Origin of the sequence: Acinetobacter lanii (genome assembly GCF_011578285.1) — a bacterium.
GTDB classification, from domain to species: domain Bacteria; phylum Pseudomonadota; class Gammaproteobacteria; order Pseudomonadales; family Moraxellaceae; genus Acinetobacter; species Acinetobacter lanii.
Genome location: NZ_CP049916.1, coordinates 2,496,936 through 2,516,043 on the forward strand (window position 1 = coordinate 2,496,936; position 19,108 = coordinate 2,516,043).

A 19,108-nucleotide genomic window follows, 5' to 3' on the forward strand; every position below is an offset into this window, starting at 1 on the left:
GACTGATCGTTGATCAACGATTAAGAGGATAACGCCGTTGACAAATATCTCTGGGACTCAAACCACAGCTCAACTGAAAAAAAATCTAGTGCTGTGGCATATTATCATTATTGGATTGGCGTATATTCAGCCACTCACTTTATTTGATACGTTCGGTCTTGTATCAGAAGGAAGTCAAGGTCATGTACCTACTTCCTACATATTTGCTTTAGTTGCAATCTTATTTACCTCCATTAGTTACGGACATATGATTCGTCGTTATCCGTCATCTGGTTCTGCATATACCTATGCACAAAAATCTATCCACCCGAATGTCGGTTTTATGGTGGGTTGGTCTTCGCTACTCGATTATCTTTTGTCTCCGTTAGTGAATATTATCTTAGCGGATATTTACCTCAGAGCATTATTTCCTGATGTGAATAATTGGATTTGGGTGATCAGTTTAACTGCAATCATGACCATCATTAACTTGTTTGGATCACGCTTTGTGGCGCGATTCAACAGTACCATTGTTGTGGTGCAATTAGGCATTATCTTCTACTTTGTTTATGAAGTTTATCAATTGCTTACACAGGGCGTCTACGCTGATGGCACCTTAAATCATGACAAAATTGAACTTTGGTCTTTGGCACCGTTTTGGAATGAATTTACCAGTATTGGTGCATTAATTGGTGGTGCAACCATTCTGTGCTTCTCTTTTACAGGTTTTGATGCTTTGTCATCATTGGCTGAAGAAACCAAAGATGCTGAAAAAACCTTGCCAAAAGCGATATTTACCACTGCTTTAATTGCAGGTGTTATTTTTATCATCAGCACCTATTTCATTCAAATTTTCTTCCCAAGTGCAGCAGCCTTGTACTTTAATCCTTTAGATGAATCGCAGCCGGTCATGCTTGAAGCATTAGGTAATACCACGATTCTGACTGCGATTACTGGCATTGCATTTAAAACGTTGGTGTTGTATTTCGCAGTCATTGCTGTACTTGCATCCGGTATTTCTGCACATGCAGGTGTATCTCGCTTGATGTATGTGATGGGTCGAGATGGCGTCATCAACAAGAAAGTCTTTGGTTATATCAGCCCTAAATTACATACGCCTGTTTACAATATTATTATTGTCGGTGTGATTGCACTCACTGCAGGTTTCTTAGACCTTGAACACATTGTCAATCTTATTAGTTTTGGTGCATTGACAGCATTCAGCTTCGTAAACTTCTCTGTAATTTCTCGCTATGCTTTACGTGATGGACGCACCAAAACATTTAAAGAGATCATGAGTTATGTGGTCATTCCATCTTTAGGCTTTGCAAGTGTGTTCTTGATGTGGCTTGAAATTGATGAAATGGCATTAAAACTTGGTTTGGCATGGGCCGTATTTGGGGTTGCTTACTTAGCCTACAAAACCCGTGGTTTCCGTCAACCTGCTCCACAACATGATGAATTTAGCGATCATTAATCGTTAAATCACATCCTATAAAAAAGGCGCTCAATGCGCCTTTTTTATTTGTTAGATTTTAATCTTTTCCTCAGTTGCAGGTTATTTAATTCGACAATTGAATCCCATTTTGGTATCCACCACATTATTTTTATAACCTAAACTTTGAATAAAAGAATCACGATCTTTCAAGACCGCCTGATCTTTTTGAGGCAATCTGAGTTTATTGTCTATCGCTAATTTATAGGTTTCATTGACGATACGTTGATAAATCCCACATACCTCCTGACGTTTCGGTTTGGTCAATTGACGCCCACCGGTCCAGGTTCGTTCGAAGTCTTCCGCTTTTAAGGTTTTTCCCCATTCATCAATACTCGCCACCATCCACTTTTGCATACGGTTTAGACCTTCACGGATTTCTGCTTGCGTCAAAGGTTTAACTTCCAGCTCATTCGGTTTTTCATTGGCTAAGACTGCGGTAGAAGCAGTTGCATTCAACTCAGTCTGGCTTGAATGTGGCGTCATTTGCTCATCTACAGGCTGTGGTTGTTCTGTTAAATTTTCCTGTTGCGGTGCTGTTGCGGCAAATATTGCCGTTGATACTGAAAGGATTGAAAGTGCCATCAATGGCTGTAAATAGTGTTTTAACTTTTGCATGTTGAACTTCATGTATATTTTTAAAATCTTTCATTTTTTATAACCAATATTCAGCGCGATATGAAGCTTTATTTGCCCCTCGTTACATAAAAAAAGCCACCTCGAAGGTAGCTTTTCTCTGTTTTCAATTTAGCTTAGCTGTTAAGAGAGTTCTTTAAAGCCTTGTTGACGCCAAGCCTCATACACAATCACTGCAGTCGCATTGGATAAGTTTAAGCTACGTGAATTGGCTGCCATCGGTAAGCGAATCCAATGCTGTTGTGGGAACAACATGCGTATAGCTTCAGGCAAACCGCGTGTTTCAGGCCCCATGAGTAATGCCACAGGACGGTTTAAATCAGAAGTATGTGGGGTTTCAGTGCCTTTGGTGGTCAATGGATAAATGGCGTCCAACCCAATGCCCTGCTCAGCCAAATTCGCTAAACATTCATCGAAGTTTTCCCAAATCTGCATGCGCGCCCATTCGTGATAGTCCAATCCAGCACGTTTCAGCTTTTTGTCATCTAACTCAAAACCTAAGGGCTTAACCACATGCAGTTGTGCGCCAGTATTGGCACACAAACGAATGATATTGCCTGTGTTTGCAGGAATTTCTGGTTCATACAATACGACATGAATCACGGGAGATCTCTTCTATAAATAAAGGTGGCTAAGCCCATTAGGCTAGCCACTGAAGTTGTTCACGCAGTTTAACCACTTCACCAATAATGGTGAGCGTCGGTGCTTGAATTTGATGTTCAGACACTTTAGAGGCGATATCTGCCAAAGTTCCGACCACCACTTTCTGCTCAGGCGTAGTCCCTTTTGAAACAAGCGCCACAGGCATGTCTGCCCGTTGACCATGTTCAATTAAGCGTTGACAGATTTTTTCTAAACCGACCAATCCCATGTATAAAACAAGGGTCTGATTTTCATAGACCAATTCACTCCAAGGCAATTCAGGCGAACCTTCTTTTAAATGCCCTGTCAGAAAACGTACACTTTGTGCATAGTCACGATGGGTCAGCGGAATACCGGCATAGGCTGAACAACCTGAAGCTGCGGTAATCCCCGGCACCACCTGAAAACTCACCCCAGCTTCATACAGCTCTTGAATTTCTTCACCGCCACGCCCAAAAATAAACGGATCACCGCCTTTCAAACGACAAACCCGTTTACCTTGCTTGGCATATTCTACCAGCAAAGCATTGATGCCCTCTTGAGGCACCGCATGATTGGAACGTGCTTTACCGACATAGATCTTCTCTGCATCACGGCGGCACAAATCCATAATCGGTTTCGACACCAAACGATCGTAAATCACCACATCGGCTTGTTGCATCATACGCAAGGCTTTTAGCGTGAGTAATTCTGGGTCGCCCGGACCAGCACCGACCAAGTACACTTCGCCTTTCGGAGTGGTCCACTCAGTTAAAGCTTGCTCAATCAATTGATCGGCTTCATCAAGATTGTCATTAAACACCTGTTCCTTGAGTCGGCTGGCATACAGCTCTTCCCAAAAAATACGGCGTTCATCAGGATTGGCAATTTTAGCTTTGACTGCTGGACGCCATTTCCCTGAAAATTCAGCGAGCTTACCCATCCCATGGGGAATACTGGTTTCCAATTGCGTGCGGATTTGACGAGATAAAACAGGCGATGTGCCATTGCTGGCAACAGAAACAATCAATGGCGAACGATCAATAATCGCAGGCACCATAAATCGACAATGCGGTGGATCATCAACACTATTCACCAATACATTTTTGGCTTCACATGCGACAAAAACAGATTGGTTCACTGCTGCATCATTGGTCGCAGCAATCACTAAACGATAATGATTTAAAGGACATTCTAAGCTGAATGGTGCTTGGACATATTGCCCTTGGCTTTGCTGCACCAAAGACAATAAATTGGCTTCAATGTCAGGAGCGATGACATCGATCACCGCACCTGCTTTTGCCAATAACACCGCCTTACGATAGGCAATGTGTCCACCACCGACAATCAGACAAGGTTGCTGTTGCAACTTTAAGGAGATTGGAAAAATATCCACACATGACCTCAATATTTAAGTTCTGACTGTCTAAAGCAATTTCTATGCACAAGGTACATAGGATTTACAAACTAAAATCAATTAGTCGATAAACTCAGCACCGCCCATGTATGGACGGAGTACTGCTGGAATTTCAATTGAACCATCTTCACGCTGATAGTTTTCCATCACCGCAAGTAAAGTACGACCTACCGCCAAACCTGAACCGTTCAAGGTATGCACAAATTCAGTTTTCTTTTGGTCAGTACGGTAACGCGCTTTCATACGACGTGCTTGGAAGTCACCCATGCATGAGCAAGATGAAATTTCACGGTACGTATTTTGACTTGGCACCCAAACTTCTAAGTCGTACGTTTTGATCGCACCGAAGCCCATGTCCCCACCACATAGAATCACTTTACGGTATGGCAGACCGAGTGCTTGCAAGATACCTTCAGCATGACCTGTTAATTCTTCCAATGCATCCATAGAGGTTTCAGGTTTTACGATTTGAACCATTTCAACTTTGTCGAATTGGTGCTGACGGATTAGACCACGCGTGTCACGACCATATGAACCTGCTTCACTACGGAAACATGGTGTATGGGCAGCATATTTCAAAGGTAGACGTTCAGGGTCTACAATTTCATCACGTACGAAGTTGGTTACAGGTACTTCAGCCGTTGGAATGAGGTAATATTCTTTTTCACCTTGAAGCTTAAACAAATCTTCTTCAAATTTAGGCAACTGACCTGTACCACGTAATGAATCTGCATTCACCAAATAAGGTACATACGCTTCGGTATAACCATTTTTTAGGGTATGCGTATCCAACATAAATTGGGTTAAGGCACGTTGTAAACGTGCTAATGGGCCTTTTAATACGCTAAAACGCGAACCGGTTAATTTAGTTGCAGTTTCAAACTCAAGACCACCCATCCATTCACCAAGATCAGTATGATCTTTAATTTCAAAGTCGAATTGGCGAGGTGTACCCCATTTCAATACTTCCACATTATCATTTTCATCTTTACCTTCAGGTACAGATTCATGTGGTAAGTTCGGAATACTTAAGGATTTATTTTCAATTTCAGTTTGCAATTCAGCCAAAGCCACTTCAGCTGCTTTGATTTCATCCCCAATCGCAGACATACGTGCCATGATTTCAGATGCATCGCCGCCAGATTTTTTGATTTGACCCACTTGTTTTGCACCAGCATTACGTTCAGCTTGAAGTGCTTCAGTTTTAGACTGCAACTCTTTACGACGTGCTTCTAATGCAGCCCACTCTTCAACATTCAGCTGTACACCACGTTTTGCTAAGGCTAAATTTACTGCCTCAATATTATTTCTGAGTAATTTTGGGTCGATCATGATCAATTCTTTGCAAAGAAAAAAACTGGCTATAGTGTAAGCGTTTCAAGTCTAAAAATACAGTAAAGTGACTTTCAGCTGTGCCTTATTAAAGCAATTTGCTTAAAAAAGACAAAATCACTCCTCTGGGGAATATTCAGGGAGTTGCGGTAAATATTGCGGTTTGATCAATGATTTAATCCGTATAAATGGTACGGCCAATTCCGTAATTCCTTCGGCATACGAGGCCAATTCGTACAGCGGATAGACAAACACTAAACCGGTGCCGTTATAGTAGAAATTGTCACTGAGCTGAAATTTTTCTCGCTCAATATTGTGCTCTGACAGCCACATTAAATTGGCATTATAAACGGCATTCTTCAGCGCATCTTGCTGACCAGATGCAATCAATTGATCAACACTAATCCGTTTTTTATTCTTTAAATCAAAATTTACATATTCATTATGATAAGAGCCATGTGCCGCACCTGCATTATATGAACGTGTACTCAATTCAAACGATGCGATGGCTTGATTTTGCCCCATATAACGCACTCGAGCAGAGGCTTGACTCAACTTATTTTCAGCAACCTCTTGTTCAGCCTTATTTTTAGGATTTGACATGAAAGCGACTGGATAGGCTTTTTTAATCCGCTCTTCAAAATATTGATCAATCCACTGATGATTGGTCTGTATGGTTTGAAACGCATAATCTGTACATCCATCCTCTTCACAGACACGCTTTTGCGCTGTCTCCATTGGACGAGTTTTTGCCTCAATCCAATAGCTTTCTACCGTTTTCTCTTGACCATGTTGCGCTATGGCTGTCGAAGCCTGTGATTCATCATGTTGAGGTGGTTGTTTCGGTTGACAGCCTAAAAGCCCTAGACATGCCAATACCCCCAATCCAGACAATATGATTTTCTTATCGTGTTTAAATACCCACATACGCTACGTCCAAATAAAAAACTTCATCGAGTATACAAAACACGGTCTTAAAACCGCATTTAATTTTGTATGCAATAGATCTCTTACAAAAGTCGAAAAATCTTTAAAATGAAATAATAAAATAAAGAATGAAGGGTTCCTTTTTACTTTGTGAGAAGGTCTGGATGAGGAAAATTTTCATATAAATCCTCTCCCTAACCCTCCCCTTTAAAAGGAGAGGGAACTTTCATTATGAATTAAATTGTGGTTAAAGTTTAATTTATGCAAGAAATCCAATCTCAAACGCACATCTCATCTTTCAATGAAGACAAATAAAAAAAACGGTCCTCAGACCGTTTTTTAGATGTTAGCAATACTGCCTTTGGCAAGCATTACTGATCGATAATATCTGTACCTTTAGGCGGTGCAAAATTAAAGGTTGAATCTGGAATGCTTGGATTCACTTTCACATTGTTAAAACGTACATAAGTGGTTTGACCGAGTGAGTCTTCCAAAATCATCAGGCTTGGTGCTTTATTGGTACCAAAACTGATGGTTAGGCTTTGGAAAGCTGAATCTTTTTGTTTCGGGAACAAGGTGTAATAGGTTTTACCATTGTTTGGCTGCGTCACACGATACGACTTCATGATCTGCGCTGTATTGCCTGACAATAACAATGCAGGGGTATTCGCCACCTGTTCATCTAGATTTTGACGAACCGCTTGTTGTAAGTCAGGGTCATAGATCCACACCATTTTACCTGTAGTCGCAATGGTCTGTTTAGATGGTGAAGTGGTCTCCCAATAGAACTTACCCGGACGTGCAACTTTCATCACCCCTTTAAAGGTCTGATTCATATGTTGCGCGCCTAAACCTTTCTTCTGTGGTGCTTTTGCACTTGAAGATGCTTTAGTGGTTTGTTCAAAATTGGCACTTAAACTTTTAATACCATTCAACTGCTGAATCAAATTCGCTGTTGCCTGTTGCTCCGATGCAGCTGTTGCTGCCCAAACAGGCGTACTGATGATCGGTGCAAGTAGCGTCGCACTGACTACGACTGCACTCATGGTTTTACGAAGCATATTCATGTATTCACCTTTTTATCAGTTTGCATCACAGCATATTTAAGAATGATTTATCTTAAACCAAATCAAGGCGCTAATAATTGAGAAAATAAGAAGATTTGTATGGTTATTTTGAAAATACAGCCAAAAATATCCATCATGATGGAGATTCAGCCAACTTTATAGCATGGATGACTTGTTTTAAAAGGTCTGTTGACTTTATTAAGTCCGATTCAAATTTCAGACATAAAAAAACCCACATCAAATGTGGGTTTTTCGTGCTATGCAGCTAAAACTTATACAGTTTCAACAGATACATAACGACGGCCAAATTGACCTTTCACTTCAAATTTGATCACGCCATCAGCGGTAGCAAATAAAGTGTGGTCACGGCCCATACCAACGTTAGCACCAGCGTGGAATTCAGTACCACGTTGACGAACGATGATGTTACCAGCAGTCACAGCTTGACCACCGTACATTTTAACGCCTAACATTTTAGGGTTCGAGTCACGACCGTTACGTGTCGAACCACCAGCTTTTTTAGTAGCCATGTGTCATAATCCTCGTAATTAGCCTGAAATAGCAGTAATTTTCAACTCGGTAAACCATTGACGGTGACCTTGTTGTTTACGGTAATGTTTACGACGACGCATTTTGATAATACGGATTTTGTCGTGACGACCGTGGCTAACTACTTCAGCAGTTACTGTAGCACCAGCAACAACTGGAGCACCAATTTGAATGCTTTCGCCGTTTACTAGCATCAATACGTCATCAAACGTAATTGTTGAACCAGTTTCAGCTTTTAACAATTCTACTTTAAGGGTTTCACCCTCAACAACACGGTGTTGTTTACCACCGGTTTGGATTACTGCGTACATATTGTACTCCAACATGCCCGTGTCGTCGTGCCGATAAAGGAATATACCGATCTTAATACGAACGCCACTGGGGGTTATTCAAGGGCATCGATTTTAAGTGATAATCAAATAAACAACAAGGTATTTTATCTAATTCTTAACGCCAGTCTATTTTTGATAAAAATGAAGCACTCCGCAGCACGCTTGCCTGATGTTTTTTATTCTTTTTTTGTGAATTTTAGATTGAAATATAAACATGTTCAGCTACTATTGACGCAAAATCAAACAGACAAGACTTAAATCTTTGTAGCGTTTTTTGGACAGATAAAGAACAAATCATTAATATTCGTCAAGATAACTCATTTCTCAAGCAACAAAACCAGTCGTTAGTTGCTACACTAGCATTCGATTGAAGCGGATTTTTAGAGGACTCCCAGCACCATGACCATCGATTTTAAGCAAGATATTCTTTCCCCAGTTGCTACCGAATTTGCAGCAATGGATAAGCTTATTAACGAAGGCATTAGCTCTAAAGTTGCTTTAGTCATGGCAGTGAGCAAGCATGTGGTCGAAGCAGGTGGCAAGCGTATGCGCCCTGTGATGTGTTTACTTGCAGCACGTGCCTGTGGTCTCACCAATTTGGACAATGCACAAAAGTTAGCGGCCATTATTGAAATGCTCCATACCGCAACCTTGGTGCATGATGATGTCGTCGATGAATCTGGTCTGCGCCGTGGTCGCCCTACTGCCAATGCCACATGGAACAATCAAACCGCTGTTTTGGTTGGTGATTTTCTGATTTCTCGTGCATTTGACTTACTGGTTGATTTGAATGACATGGTGCTACTCAAAGACTTCTCTACCGGGACCTGTGAGATTGCCGAAGGTGAAGTACTACAACTTCAAGCGCAACATCAACCTGATACCGATGAAGCGACTTATTTAGATATTATTCATGGCAAAACTTCGCGCCTATTTGAATTGGCTACCGAAGGTGCAGCGATTTTAGCGGGAACGGATCAGTACCGTGTGCCACTTCGCAAATATGCGGGTCATTTTGGTAATGCCTTCCAAATCATTGATGATATTTTAGATTACACCTCGGATGCTGAAACCTTAGGTAAAAATATCGGGGATGACCTGATGGAAGGTAAACCAACCCTACCTTTAATTGCCGCTTTACAAAACACCACCGGTGCAGATCACCAATTGATTCGTAAAAGTATTACGACCGGTGGTACCGATGATTTAGCGCGTGTGATTGAAATCGTGCATCAGTCTGGTGCATTGGATTACTGTCGTAAACGTGCGATTGAGGAAACACAGGCTTCTTTAGCAGCATTGCAACATCTCCCTGATTCGATTTACCGTCAGTCATTGACTCAACTGGCTCAATTGGCATTAAATCGAATCCAATAAAACTTGATAATAATTCGTTTTAACTTTGCCTATGCATATAAATTTTAATGATCTTTTTCTAAACATGCACGAACAGCTTGAATCTCCACAAGCTGTTCCTGACGAAAACGTGCTGATTGAATTGGTCAATCGCATCCGTCCGCTAGACAGCTATAATACCGACGAAAGCAAAAAAAAATTCCAAGCGCTGATTCAAGCCTTACTGATCACGCCCAATGCCTCTTATACCTTTTATGCTTATTTGATTAGCCTGATCAATCGATACAAACAAGTCAGTCTATATGCCGACAGTGGGATTTTGTCTTTAGATGGCTTTTGGAATCAGCTCGGTCAGCGTCTCGGTGCGCATATTTTACCCCTATTAAGCGATGAAACTGATTTAAAAGATTTGGTTCGACGTGTGTTCCATCAACGCAGTGATCAATACTGGTTGGAGAACATCGCTGATGAACAATGGATTCAGTTTTTTCAAATTATCAATCAGCCTAAAACCCATGTGCAGGACAAAGTCGGCATAAAACGCGACATGATCAAAGCCATCACGGTGCTGTCCTATCGCATCAGTGGTATTGGTTTGTATCCAGAGTTTATTAATGCACAGCCTGAGCTGACTGAATATGAGTCACCTTTCTTGGTGCAAAACCGTGAAATTGTCGAATTTATTGAAGCCTATAAAAAACAGCATCGTGAAGCTGAGGACTTCACTGAATTACACGCCTTAGATGCCGATCAAGCGCTGGTGATGATCGATCAATGCCGTGATGTGGTGTTAAAAATTCGACGTTCCACCAAACGTATTGGCGTGAGTCTGAGTTTGACTTACCTGCTGTCGCTCCTTGAGCAATGTCTAGATCGGATTGAACTACTCCTCAATGTACTGACTGAACAAGGTAAAACCCAATATTTAGCCTTGTCTGAGCTGATGCAAGATTTTGTTGCAGCGCATTTTGTTGAAAACAGTGTGCGTGAACTACTGAAAACCAACAGTGAACTGATTGCACTACAAGTGACTGAAAATGCCAGTAAAACCGGTGAGCATTATGTAAGTACAGACAAGCACGGCTTTTTAAGCATGTATAAGTCTGCCGCAGGTGCCGGCATTATTATTGCCACCATGGCAACGCTGAAAATTTTAATGGCACGTTTAACGCTTGCACCCTTGATGCAAGCCTTTGCCTATAGCATGAACTATGCCTTCGGTTTTATGCTGATTCATGTATTGCATTTTACTGTAGCAACCAAACAACCTGCGATGACCGCGGCAGCCTTGGCAGCTACGGTGCAACATCGTAAAGGCTCAAAGAATGCGCAAATTGCTGAATTGGCTGCTCTGATTATCAATATTATAAGAACTCAGTTTATTGCCATTTTAGGCAATATTTCTATTGCCATCCCTGTGGCAGGTATCATTACCCTGTTTTGGCAATTTGCTGTAGATGAACCTCTACTGACCCATAGCAAAGCCACACATGTGTTGCACAGCTTAGATCCATTTACGTCCCTTGCGATTCCACATGCCGCGATTGCTGGGGTGTGTTTGTTTTTCTCAGGCTTGATCGCTGGGTATTTTGACAATATGGCCGTCTATCGCAAGGTGGGCCCCCGTTTAAAAGCGCATTACAAACTTAAAAACCTACTCGGTGAAGAACGTTTGGGACGCTTTGCCAACTATATTGAGCGAAATTTAGGCGCTTTGGCCGGGAATTTTATCTTCGGGATTATGCTCGGCAGTATGGGCACGATTGGTTTTATTCTGGGTTTACCTTTAGATATCCGTCACATTGCCTTTGCTTCGGCAAACTTTATGCAAGGTTTGTTGTGTATCAATGGCACACCTGAAATTGGCTTGATTATTGTCTCTTTTTTAGGGGTGTTGCTGATTGGTCTCACCAACTTATTTGTCAGCTTCAGCTTGACCATTATTGTGGCATTACGTGCGCGTCGTGTGCGCTTTGAACAATGGAAGCCGTTGGCAAAATTGGTGTTTACTCACTTTGTCACGCGCCCCCTCGATTTCTTTTGGCCACCTGAAAAAGCTTTACAGGTTGAAGACAATAATTCGATTCCACCAAAAAGCAATCATTAGGATTTGTGTTATTTTTTGTGCAAAAGTTGCTGTGTTTTACAAAATGAAATTACTATAAATTAGCAAATTATACTGACTTGAAAAAAAGTGTACTGACGAGTACACTTCGGTGCATTAAATCATCAGAAATAGTGCATAATTTATCGTTTGGGTCATCAACCATATGCCTTACTTTTTGATTTTTGTAGCATGTTTAGGATTAATCATCAGTACACTTGGAATTGAATTCCAAGAGATACAACAATTAGATGTTGCAGCAGTCGCTTGGATGAACCTGCATCACTCCGTTATTTTGCAAAAAATAGCGGTTTTTCTGTCTAAGATCGGTGGTTTACCTGGCGCGCTGTGCATAGCTGCACTGTGGTGTTTATATCTATATAAATCAAAAAGATATGCACATATTCTATTTATAAGCTTTGGTTTTATAGGTGGGTCGTGTATCGGTTGGATGCTGAAGTTTTTGTTCAACCGCGCTCGCCCTGATGCAATGTATCAAATCGTAGAGACCTATGGCGCTTCCTTTCCAAGTGGGCACAGTCTCTACGCAGCCGTATTATCTTGCTTAGTTGTGTTTTTATATTATCAACACGCTCAAGCTAAAATAATCTTATGTTTTGCCTGCTTATGGTCCATCGGTATGGGGCTCTCCCGCGTTTATGTGGGGGCGCATTTCCCGACCGATGTACTGGCAGGTTGGAGTATTGCTTTGATTTGGGTTGCCCTTTTGTGGTTTTTATTGGCGCCAAAAATATTAAGTCAAAAACATTTATTTTTAGAGAAAAATCTAAACGAGGTGGAATAATGATGTCGGCAAAGCTTTGGGCTCCAGCCCTGACTGCTTGTGCTTTAGCAACAAGTATTGCACTTGTGGGTTGTAGCAAAGATCCAAAAGATGCTGAGCCAGCCGCTGCTGCTCAACAAATGCCTCCGACAGAAGTTGGTGTCATCGTTGCTCAACCGCAAGCTGTTGAAAAAATTGTGGAACTTACTGGTCGTACTTCACCCTATGAAGTGTCTGAAGTTCGTCCACAGGCCAATGGTGTTGTTTTAAAACGCTTATTTGCAGAAGGCAGTTATGTCCGTGAGGGTCAACCCCTATTTGAAATTGACTCAAGTATCTATCGTGCCAATTTAGACAGTTCAAAAGCGGAAGTACTCCGTGCGAAAGCCAATTTGAATACCTTAGAAATCAAAACCAATCGTTACAAACAATTGGTGGGCATTAATGCGGTTTCAAAACAAGAATACGACGATTTAGTCGGTCAGGTGAATTTGGCGAAAGCTGAACTGGCGGCTGCAGAAGCTGCTGTTCGTAATGCTCAGATTAATCTGGGTTACTCAACGGTACGTTCTCCTATTTCAGGTCAATCAAGCCGTTCAACCTTTACTGCTGGTGCGTTAGTGACAGCGAGCCAAGCTGAACCGTTGGTCACGATTCGTCGTCTTGATCCAATTTATGTCGACATCAATCAGTCGAGTGCTGAAATGATTCGTCTTCGTCAAGAACTCAGTAAAGGCACGATTGACCGGAGTAATAACACCAAAGTTCGTCTAAAACTTGAAGATGGAAGTTTCTACAACATCGAAGGCAATCTTGCCTTCTCGGATGCCAGTGTAAATCCAGATACAGGTACAGTGACTTTACGTGCGGTGTTCTCGAATCCAAATCATTTGTTACTTCCGGGTATGTTTGCCAATGCGCAAATTGTGGAAGGTGTAATTCCAAATGCATACTTGGTTCCACAAGCAGCTGTTACGCGTACCCCGACAGGTCAAGCCACTGCAATGCTTGTCAATGCCAAAGGTTTGGTTGAAGTACGCAATATTGACACTGCGGGTACACAAGGTCCGAATTGGATTGTCACCAAAGGTTTAACCACAGGCGATAAAATTATTGTTGATGGTGTCGCGAAAATTAAACCTGAACAGCAAGTGACAGCAAAACCTTATCAAGCACCACCTGCGGGTCAAACCCCTTCAAATGCACAAGCTGCACCGAAGGCGGATACTGCTGCAAAACCTGCAGAACCTGCAAAACAGCCGAATGCTCAGAAAACTGAACAGCAAGCTACTTCGACAACATAAGGAGTAGACTGAATGGCTCAATTTTTTATTCATCGCCCCATCTTTGCATGGGTAATTGCGTTGGTGATTATGCTGGCGGGGATTATTACCCTCAGCCAAATGCCAATTTCGCAATATCCAACCATTGCTCCGCCGAAAGTTTCGATTTCAGCAACTTATCCGGGTGCATCTGCTGAAACTGTTGAAAACACAGTGACTCAGGTTATTGAACAGCAGATGAATGGTTTGGATGGTTTACGTTATATTGCCTCAAACAGTGCTGCAAACGGTCAAGCATCGATTGAAGTCAACTTTGAACAAGGTGTCGATCCCGATATCGCTCAAGTTCAAGTTCAAAACAAATTGCAATCTGCAACTGCCCTTTTGCCTGATGATGTGCAACGTCAAGGGATTAAGGTCACCAAATCAGGTTCAAGCTTCTTACAGGTTGTGGCGTTTTATTCGACCAATGACAATCTGACTGCAGATGACATTAAAGACTATGTCAACTCCAATATTTCTGAACCGATTAGCCGTGTCAATGGTGTCGGTGAAGTTCAGGTCTTTGGTGGTTCATATGCAATGCGTATTTGGATGGATCCATCCAAAATGGCCAACCTACAAGTGACGCCAAGCGATATTGCAACGGCAATTCGTGCCCAGAACTCTCAGGTTGCTGTAGGTCAATTGGGTGGTGCACCTTCTGTAAAAGGTCAAGTGCTGAATGCGACCGTCAATGCACAAAGCATGTTGGAAACACCTGAACAGTTTGAAAATATTTTCATTAAAAATACTACGACCGGTGCGCAAGTTCTATTGAAGGACGTCGCTCGTGTTGAGTTGGGTGCAGAAACCTATCAATTTGATTCTAAGTTTAATGGTAAGCCTGCCGGTGGTATGGCGATTAAATTAGCAACGGGTGCCAATGCCTTAGATACCGCAGCAGCGGTTGAAGAGCGCTTAGCACAACTGCGCAAAAACTACCCTGCGGGTATGAAAGACCAAGTGGCTTATGACACGACACCATTCATTAAGTTGTCGATTGAAAGTGTTGTGCATACGCTATTTGAAGCGATTATTCTTGTATTCTTCGTGATGTTCCTGTTCTTACAGAACTGGCGTGCCACCATTATTCCGACGCTTGCGGTTCCAGTCGTGGTACTCGGAACATTTGCAGTGATTAATGTGTTCGGTTTCACGATTAACACCTTAACCATGTTTGCGATGGTACTGGCGATTGGTCTTCTGGTCGATGATGCCATTGTGGTGGTCGAGAACGTCGAACGTGTGATGACTGAAGAGCACCTGAGTCCTGTAGAAGCGACAGAAAAGTCGATGCAACAGATTTCGGGCGCATTGGTCGGTATTACGTCAGTATTGACCGCAGTATTCGTTCCTTTGGCTTTCATGAGCGGAACGACCGGGGTAATTTACCGTCAGTTCTCGGTGACACTTGTTACCGCTATGATTCTGTCATTGATCGTTGCGTTGACGTTCACACCTGCACTTTGTGCGACCATTTTGAAACAACACGATCCGAACAAGAAACAAAGCAATGGTATTTTTGCGCGTTTCTTCCGTTGGTTTAATGCTACATTTGATAAAATTGCAGAAAAATATCAAGGCGGTGTCAATCGTTTAACCCACAGCAAAATCATTTCAGGTTTGGTTTACTTGGGTGTGATTGTGGTGATGGTGCTGGGCTTCATGAAAATGCCAACTTCATTCTTACCAGATGAAGACCAAGGTATTGTCATGACCTTAGTTCAGCTACCACCGAATGCCAGCTTAGAACGTACAGACAAAGCCATTACCAGCATGACCAACTTCTTCTTGGAAAAAGAAAAAGATTCGGTTGAGTCGGTGTTTAGCGTAGCCGGATTCTCGTTTACCGGTATTGGTCAAAATGCCGGTATTGGTTTCGTGAAACTCAAAGACTGGGAAGAGCGTACCACCCCTGAATCTAAAATTGGGGCATTGGTACAGCGTGGTATGGCACTGAACATGATCGTCAAAGATGCCTCTTACATCATGCCATTACAGCTTCCTGCAATGCCGGAACTTGGCGTCAGCGCTGGTTTTAACTTACAGTTAAAAGCCTCTGCGGGTCAAAGTCATCAGCAGTTATTAGATGCACGTAATATTGTCTTGGGTATGGCGGCAAAAGATGAACGCTTAACGGGCGTACGTCCAAATGGTCAAGAAGATACGCCACAGTACAAAATTATTGTCGATCAAGCCAAAGCAGGTGCAATGGGTGTCAGCTTAACTGAGATCAATTCAACACTCAACTTGGCTTGGGGTAGTTCGTACATTAACTACTTCGTCGACCGAAATCGTGTCAAACGTGTCTATGTTCAGGCTGAAGCTGAAGCACGTATGATGCCTGAAGATTTAGACAAGTGGTATGTCCGTAACAATCAAGGCACCATGGTTCCATTTAGTACGTTTGCTACGGGCGAATGGGTCTATGGTTCTCCACGTCTTGAGCGTTATAATGGTATTTCTTCAATGAACATTCAGGGTGCTCCAGCACCGGGTGTGAGTTCAGGTGATGCTATGAAAGCCATGGAAGAAATTATTGCTAAGCTTCCTGAAGCAGGTTTACAAGGTTTCGACTATGAATGGACTGGCTTATCTTTAGAAGAACGTGATTCTGGTGCTCAAACACCTTTCTTATTGGTATTGTCTATTCTGATTGTATTCTTATGCTTAGCTGCGTTATATGAAAGCTGGTCAATTCCAATGGCGGTTCTCATGGTAATTCCATTGGGTGTAGTGGGTGCGGTTGTGCTAACCTATACAGCAATGCTGATTACCAAAGACACTAACCTGTCGAACAACATTTACTTCACGGTTGCCTTAATTGCCGTGATTGGTCTCTCTGCGAAAAATGCAATTTTAATTGTAGAATTCGCCAAAGAGCTCCAAGACGAAGGCGAAGAACTGTTCGAAGCAACCTTACATGCTGCAAAAATGCGTTTACGACCGATTATCATGACCACACTTGCGTTTGGTCTTGGTGTGCTTCCGCTTGCACTTTCTTCAGGTGCCGGCGCGGGTAGCCAACATTCTGTAGGCTATGGCGTACTCGGTGGTGTAATTAGCTCGACGCTTTTAGGGATCTTCTTTATTCCAGTGTTCTATGTCTGGATTCGAAGCATCTTTAAAGGTAAACCGAAACAAAATAAACAGGAGCACATTTCGTGATGCAAAAAGTATGGTCTATTACAGGTCGTAGCATTGCGGTATCTGCACTTGCGCTTGCTTTGGCAGCTTGCCAAAGCATGCGTGGGCCAGAGCCAGTTGTTGAATCCAATATTCCTGGGAATTATCTCCTCAATAATTCTGGCCCATCGATTGCTGAACAGGGTTATAAAGAATATTTTTCTGATGCTCGTTTAATTCAAGTGATTGACCAAGCCTTGGCCAATAACCGTGATTTGCGTAAAGCCGCTTTAAATATTGATAAAGCGCAAGCGCAATATCGTATTACGGCCAATGGTTTGTTACCGACCATTGGTGCAAGTGCTGGTGTACTACAACAAGACCTAGGTGGTCCTAACAGTAGTTCAAACACCAACTATAATGTCGGCTTGGGTTTAACCAATTACGAGATTGATTTCTGGGGTCGAATTCGTAGTTTGAAAGACAATGCGCTTGATTTGTATTTAGCCTCAGCAAGTGCTCGTGACTCGACTCAAATCAGTTTAATCAGTCAAGTGGCTCAGGCTTGGGTGTCTTATTCGTATGCCAATGCAGCTTTGGATATTGCCAATAACACCCTCAAAGCACAGCTTGAATCTATGCGTTTAAACCAAAAACGTTTTGACGTCGGGATTGATAATGGTGTTGCTTTAAGTAATGCCAAAATCTTGGTTGAGCAAGCACGCGCTGATGTTTACAACTATCAAACCCAAGTATTGCAAGCCAAGAACTTGATTGATTTATTGGTGGGTGCACCTGTAGATCAAGCGTTATTGCCACGCGAGAAAGTGACTAAAATTACCAATGCTAAGATCTTTAATACAGGCTTACCAAGTAATTTGTTACAGAATCGACCTGACATTAAAGCGGCTGAGTACCAGTTAAGTGCTGCCGGTGCCAATATTGGTGCTGCACGTGCACGTATGTTCCCGAACATTAACTTGGTCGGTCAATTGGGTCTGTCTTCAAATGACCTGAGCAACTTATTTAAATCAAGTGCCTCTGCTTGGACCTATGGTTTAAATCTGGATGTGCCCATCTTTGACTGGGGTACACGCCGTGCCAATATCAAGGTTTCTGAAACTGAACGCGCAATGGTCTTAGCCGATTATGAAAAATCGATTCAGTCTGCATTCCGTGAAGTGAACGATGCACTAGCAGTGCGTAAAAACATTGCTGATCGACTCAGTTCAACCAAACGTTTGTATGAAGCCAACTACAAAACCTACACCCTTAACCTTGCGCGCTTCCGCGCAGGGATTGACGGTTTTGGTATGGTCTTGGATTCACAACGTTGGACCTATGCTGCTGAACAAGGTTTAAACCAGTTACAACAAGCTGAAATCAACAATCAGGTTGAACTGTATAAAGCCTTGGGTGGTGGTGTAAAAGCCAATACAACAGAAGTGATTGAGTATGCACCTTCAAGTGCCGATAAATTTGAAGAAAAACGTGCAGAGCATCCTGACCGTAAGCCGAATGTATTTGAACGTTGGTTTGAAAAACATAACAGCCAACCGACCAATGGCAAATAAGCTGTCGGTGGATTAAAGAAAAGCTCACTTCGGTGGGCTTTTTTTATTGCTAAATTTTCTAATGTTTTCTATCTTGAATTAAAACTTAGAGATTAGAAAATTAAGATGATCCTCAGTAATTTAGAAACTGTTCCAGCACATCGCATTCTTCGTCAAATTGATGTGGTCTATGGCAGCACCGTACGCAGTAAACATGTGGGACGTGACCTGATGGCAGGACTGAAAAATATTGTCGGTGGTGAATTGACCGGCTATACCGAACTCTTAGAAGAATCTCGAAAAGAAGCCATGGATCGGATGATTCAAAAAGCGCAAAGCATGGGTGCCAATGCGATCGTGGGGATTCGTTTTTCAACCTCCAATATTGCACAAGGTGCGTCTGAACTGTTTGTTTATGGCACTGCTGTCGTGGTTGAGCCGCTTCAAGCAACAAGTCACGCTACGATTCCAGACCCATTCCCTAATTTGACAATGGGTTAAGGCT

General features: G+C 42.3%; 16 protein-coding genes. 8 read left to right on the forward strand and 8 right to left on the reverse strand.

Annotated features, from left to right (window positions below; genetic code table 11):
- The first annotated feature begins 37 nt into the window (after nucleotides 1–37).
- Nucleotides 38–1,456 (forward strand): APC family permease, encoded by a 1,419-nt coding sequence (locus tag G8D99_RS11295; RefSeq protein WP_166325904.1) that lies wholly within the window; start codon nucleotides 38–40, stop codon nucleotides 1,454–1,456.
- Between the two features lie 81 nt (nucleotides 1,457–1,537).
- Here the strand turns inward: G8D99_RS11295 and G8D99_RS11300 are convergent, their stop codons facing one another.
- From G8D99_RS11300 to rplU, 8 genes are all read right to left on the reverse strand, one after another.
- Nucleotides 1,538–2,092, reverse strand: a complete 555-nt coding sequence (locus tag G8D99_RS11300) for a hypothetical protein (protein ID WP_227554316.1) — start codon at nucleotides 2,090–2,092, stop codon at nucleotides 1,538–1,540.
- Between the two features lie 141 nt (nucleotides 2,093–2,233).
- On the reverse strand, nucleotides 2,234–2,713 hold the full coding sequence (locus tag G8D99_RS11305) for a tRNA (cytidine(34)-2'-O)-methyltransferase (protein ID WP_166325907.1): 480 nt from the start codon (nucleotides 2,711–2,713) through the stop codon (nucleotides 2,234–2,236).
- A gap of 37 nt (nucleotides 2,714–2,750) precedes the next feature.
- Complete coding sequence (gene cysG, locus G8D99_RS11310; protein WP_166325910.1) at nucleotides 2,751–4,127, reverse strand: siroheme synthase CysG; 1,377 nt, start codon at nucleotides 4,125–4,127, stop codon at nucleotides 2,751–2,753.
- 81 nt (nucleotides 4,128–4,208) lie between these two features.
- Nucleotides 4,209–5,480, reverse strand: coding sequence for a serine--tRNA ligase (gene serS, locus G8D99_RS11315; protein ID WP_166325913.1), 1,272 nt, complete (start codon nucleotides 5,478–5,480; stop codon nucleotides 4,209–4,211).
- Nucleotides 5,481–5,597: 117 nt separating this feature from the next.
- Nucleotides 5,598–6,407, reverse strand: a complete 810-nt coding sequence (locus G8D99_RS11320; RefSeq protein ID WP_166325916.1) for an RsiV family protein — start codon at nucleotides 6,405–6,407, stop codon at nucleotides 5,598–5,600.
- Between the two features lie 371 nt (nucleotides 6,408–6,778).
- Nucleotides 6,779–7,474 carry an outer membrane lipoprotein chaperone LolA gene (gene lolA / locus G8D99_RS11325; protein WP_166325919.1) on the reverse strand — a complete coding sequence of 232 codons (696 nt, stop codon included), beginning with the start codon at nucleotides 7,472–7,474 and terminating at the stop codon, nucleotides 6,779–6,781.
- A gap of 272 nt (nucleotides 7,475–7,746) precedes the next feature.
- Nucleotides 7,747–8,004 carry a 50S ribosomal protein L27 gene (rpmA, locus tag G8D99_RS11330; RefSeq protein WP_166325924.1) on the reverse strand — a complete coding sequence of 86 codons (258 nt, stop codon included), beginning with the start codon at nucleotides 8,002–8,004 and terminating at the stop codon, nucleotides 7,747–7,749.
- 18 nt (nucleotides 8,005–8,022) lie between these two features.
- Nucleotides 8,023–8,334 (reverse strand): 50S ribosomal protein L21, encoded by a 312-nt coding sequence (gene rplU / locus G8D99_RS11335; RefSeq protein ID WP_166325927.1) that lies wholly within the window; start codon nucleotides 8,332–8,334, stop codon nucleotides 8,023–8,025.
- 420 nt (nucleotides 8,335–8,754) lie between these two features.
- On the opposite strand from rplU, the gene sdsA reads away from it, so the two are divergent.
- The 7 genes from sdsA (at nucleotide 8,755) to G8D99_RS11370 (ending at nucleotide 19,104) form a co-directional block, all read left to right on the forward strand.
- The gene (gene sdsA, locus G8D99_RS11340) at nucleotides 8,755–9,732 is read left to right on the forward strand and encodes an All-trans-nonaprenyl-diphosphate synthase (RefSeq protein ID WP_166325930.1); all 978 of its coding nucleotides are present in this window, start codon (nucleotides 8,755–8,757) and stop codon (nucleotides 9,730–9,732) included.
- A gap of 31 nt (nucleotides 9,733–9,763) precedes the next feature.
- Complete coding sequence (locus tag G8D99_RS11345) at nucleotides 9,764–11,818, forward strand: site-specific recombinase (RefSeq protein ID WP_196782887.1); 2,055 nt, start codon at nucleotides 9,764–9,766, stop codon at nucleotides 11,816–11,818.
- A 163-nt stretch (nucleotides 11,819–11,981) separates the two neighbouring features.
- Nucleotides 11,982–12,620: a phosphatase PAP2 family protein gene (locus G8D99_RS11350; protein ID WP_166325936.1), complete on the forward strand. Its 639-nt coding sequence runs from the start codon at nucleotides 11,982–11,984 to the stop codon at nucleotides 12,618–12,620.
- Nucleotides 12,620–13,903, forward strand: a complete 1,284-nt coding sequence (locus G8D99_RS11355; RefSeq protein WP_166325939.1) for an efflux RND transporter periplasmic adaptor subunit — start codon at nucleotides 12,620–12,622, stop codon at nucleotides 13,901–13,903. Before G8D99_RS11350 ends, G8D99_RS11355 begins: the two co-directional genes overlap by 1 nt.
- Before the next feature lie 12 nt (nucleotides 13,904–13,915).
- Nucleotides 13,916–17,092, forward strand: a complete 3,177-nt coding sequence (locus G8D99_RS11360; protein ID WP_166325942.1) for an efflux RND transporter permease subunit — start codon at nucleotides 13,916–13,918, stop codon at nucleotides 17,090–17,092.
- Nucleotides 17,092–18,624, forward strand: coding sequence for an AdeC/AdeK/OprM family multidrug efflux complex outer membrane factor (adeC, locus tag G8D99_RS11365; protein ID WP_166327738.1), 1,533 nt, complete (start codon nucleotides 17,092–17,094; stop codon nucleotides 18,622–18,624). The genes G8D99_RS11360 and adeC overlap by 1 nt, the downstream gene beginning before the upstream one ends.
- Nucleotides 18,625–18,729: 105 nt before the next feature.
- Nucleotides 18,730–19,104: a YbjQ family protein gene (locus G8D99_RS11370; RefSeq protein ID WP_166325945.1), complete on the forward strand. Its 375-nt coding sequence runs from the start codon at nucleotides 18,730–18,732 to the stop codon at nucleotides 19,102–19,104.
- Nucleotides 19,105–19,108: the final 4 nt, after the last annotated feature.

Bases quoted from the DNA above. Each gene is read 5' to 3' on its own strand.
- G8D99_RS11300 (WP_227554316.1), bottom strand. From the start codon at position 2,092: ATGCAAAAGTTAAAACACTATTTACAGCCATTGATGGCACTTTCAATC.
- serS (WP_166325913.1), bottom strand. From the start codon at position 5,480: ATGATCGACCCAAAATTACTCAGAAATAATATTGAGGCAGTAAATTTA.
- G8D99_RS11320 (WP_166325916.1), bottom strand. From the start codon at position 6,407: ATGTGGGTATTTAAACACGATAAGAAAATCATATTGTCTGGATTGGGG.
- lolA (WP_166325919.1), bottom strand. From the start codon at position 7,474: ATGAATATGCTTCGTAAAACCATGAGTGCAGTCGTAGTCAGTGCGACG.
- rpmA (WP_166325924.1), bottom strand. From the start codon at position 8,004: ATGGCTACTAAAAAAGCTGGTGGTTCGACACGTAACGGTCGTGACTCG.
- rplU (WP_166325927.1), bottom strand. From the start codon at position 8,334: ATGTACGCAGTAATCCAAACCGGTGGTAAACAACACCGTGTTGTTGAG.
- sdsA (WP_166325930.1), top strand. From the start codon at position 8,755: ATGACCATCGATTTTAAGCAAGATATTCTTTCCCCAGTTGCTACCGAA.
- G8D99_RS11345 (WP_196782887.1), top strand. From the start codon at position 9,764: ATGCATATAAATTTTAATGATCTTTTTCTAAACATGCACGAACAGCTT.
- G8D99_RS11350 (WP_166325936.1), top strand. From the start codon at position 11,982: ATGCCTTACTTTTTGATTTTTGTAGCATGTTTAGGATTAATCATCAGT.
- G8D99_RS11355 (WP_166325939.1), top strand. From the start codon at position 12,620: ATGATGTCGGCAAAGCTTTGGGCTCCAGCCCTGACTGCTTGTGCTTTA.
- G8D99_RS11360 (WP_166325942.1), top strand. From the start codon at position 13,916: ATGGCTCAATTTTTTATTCATCGCCCCATCTTTGCATGGGTAATTGCG.
- adeC (WP_166327738.1), top strand. From the start codon at position 17,092: ATGCAAAAAGTATGGTCTATTACAGGTCGTAGCATTGCGGTATCTGCA.
- G8D99_RS11370 (WP_166325945.1), top strand. From the start codon at position 18,730: ATGATCCTCAGTAATTTAGAAACTGTTCCAGCACATCGCATTCTTCGT.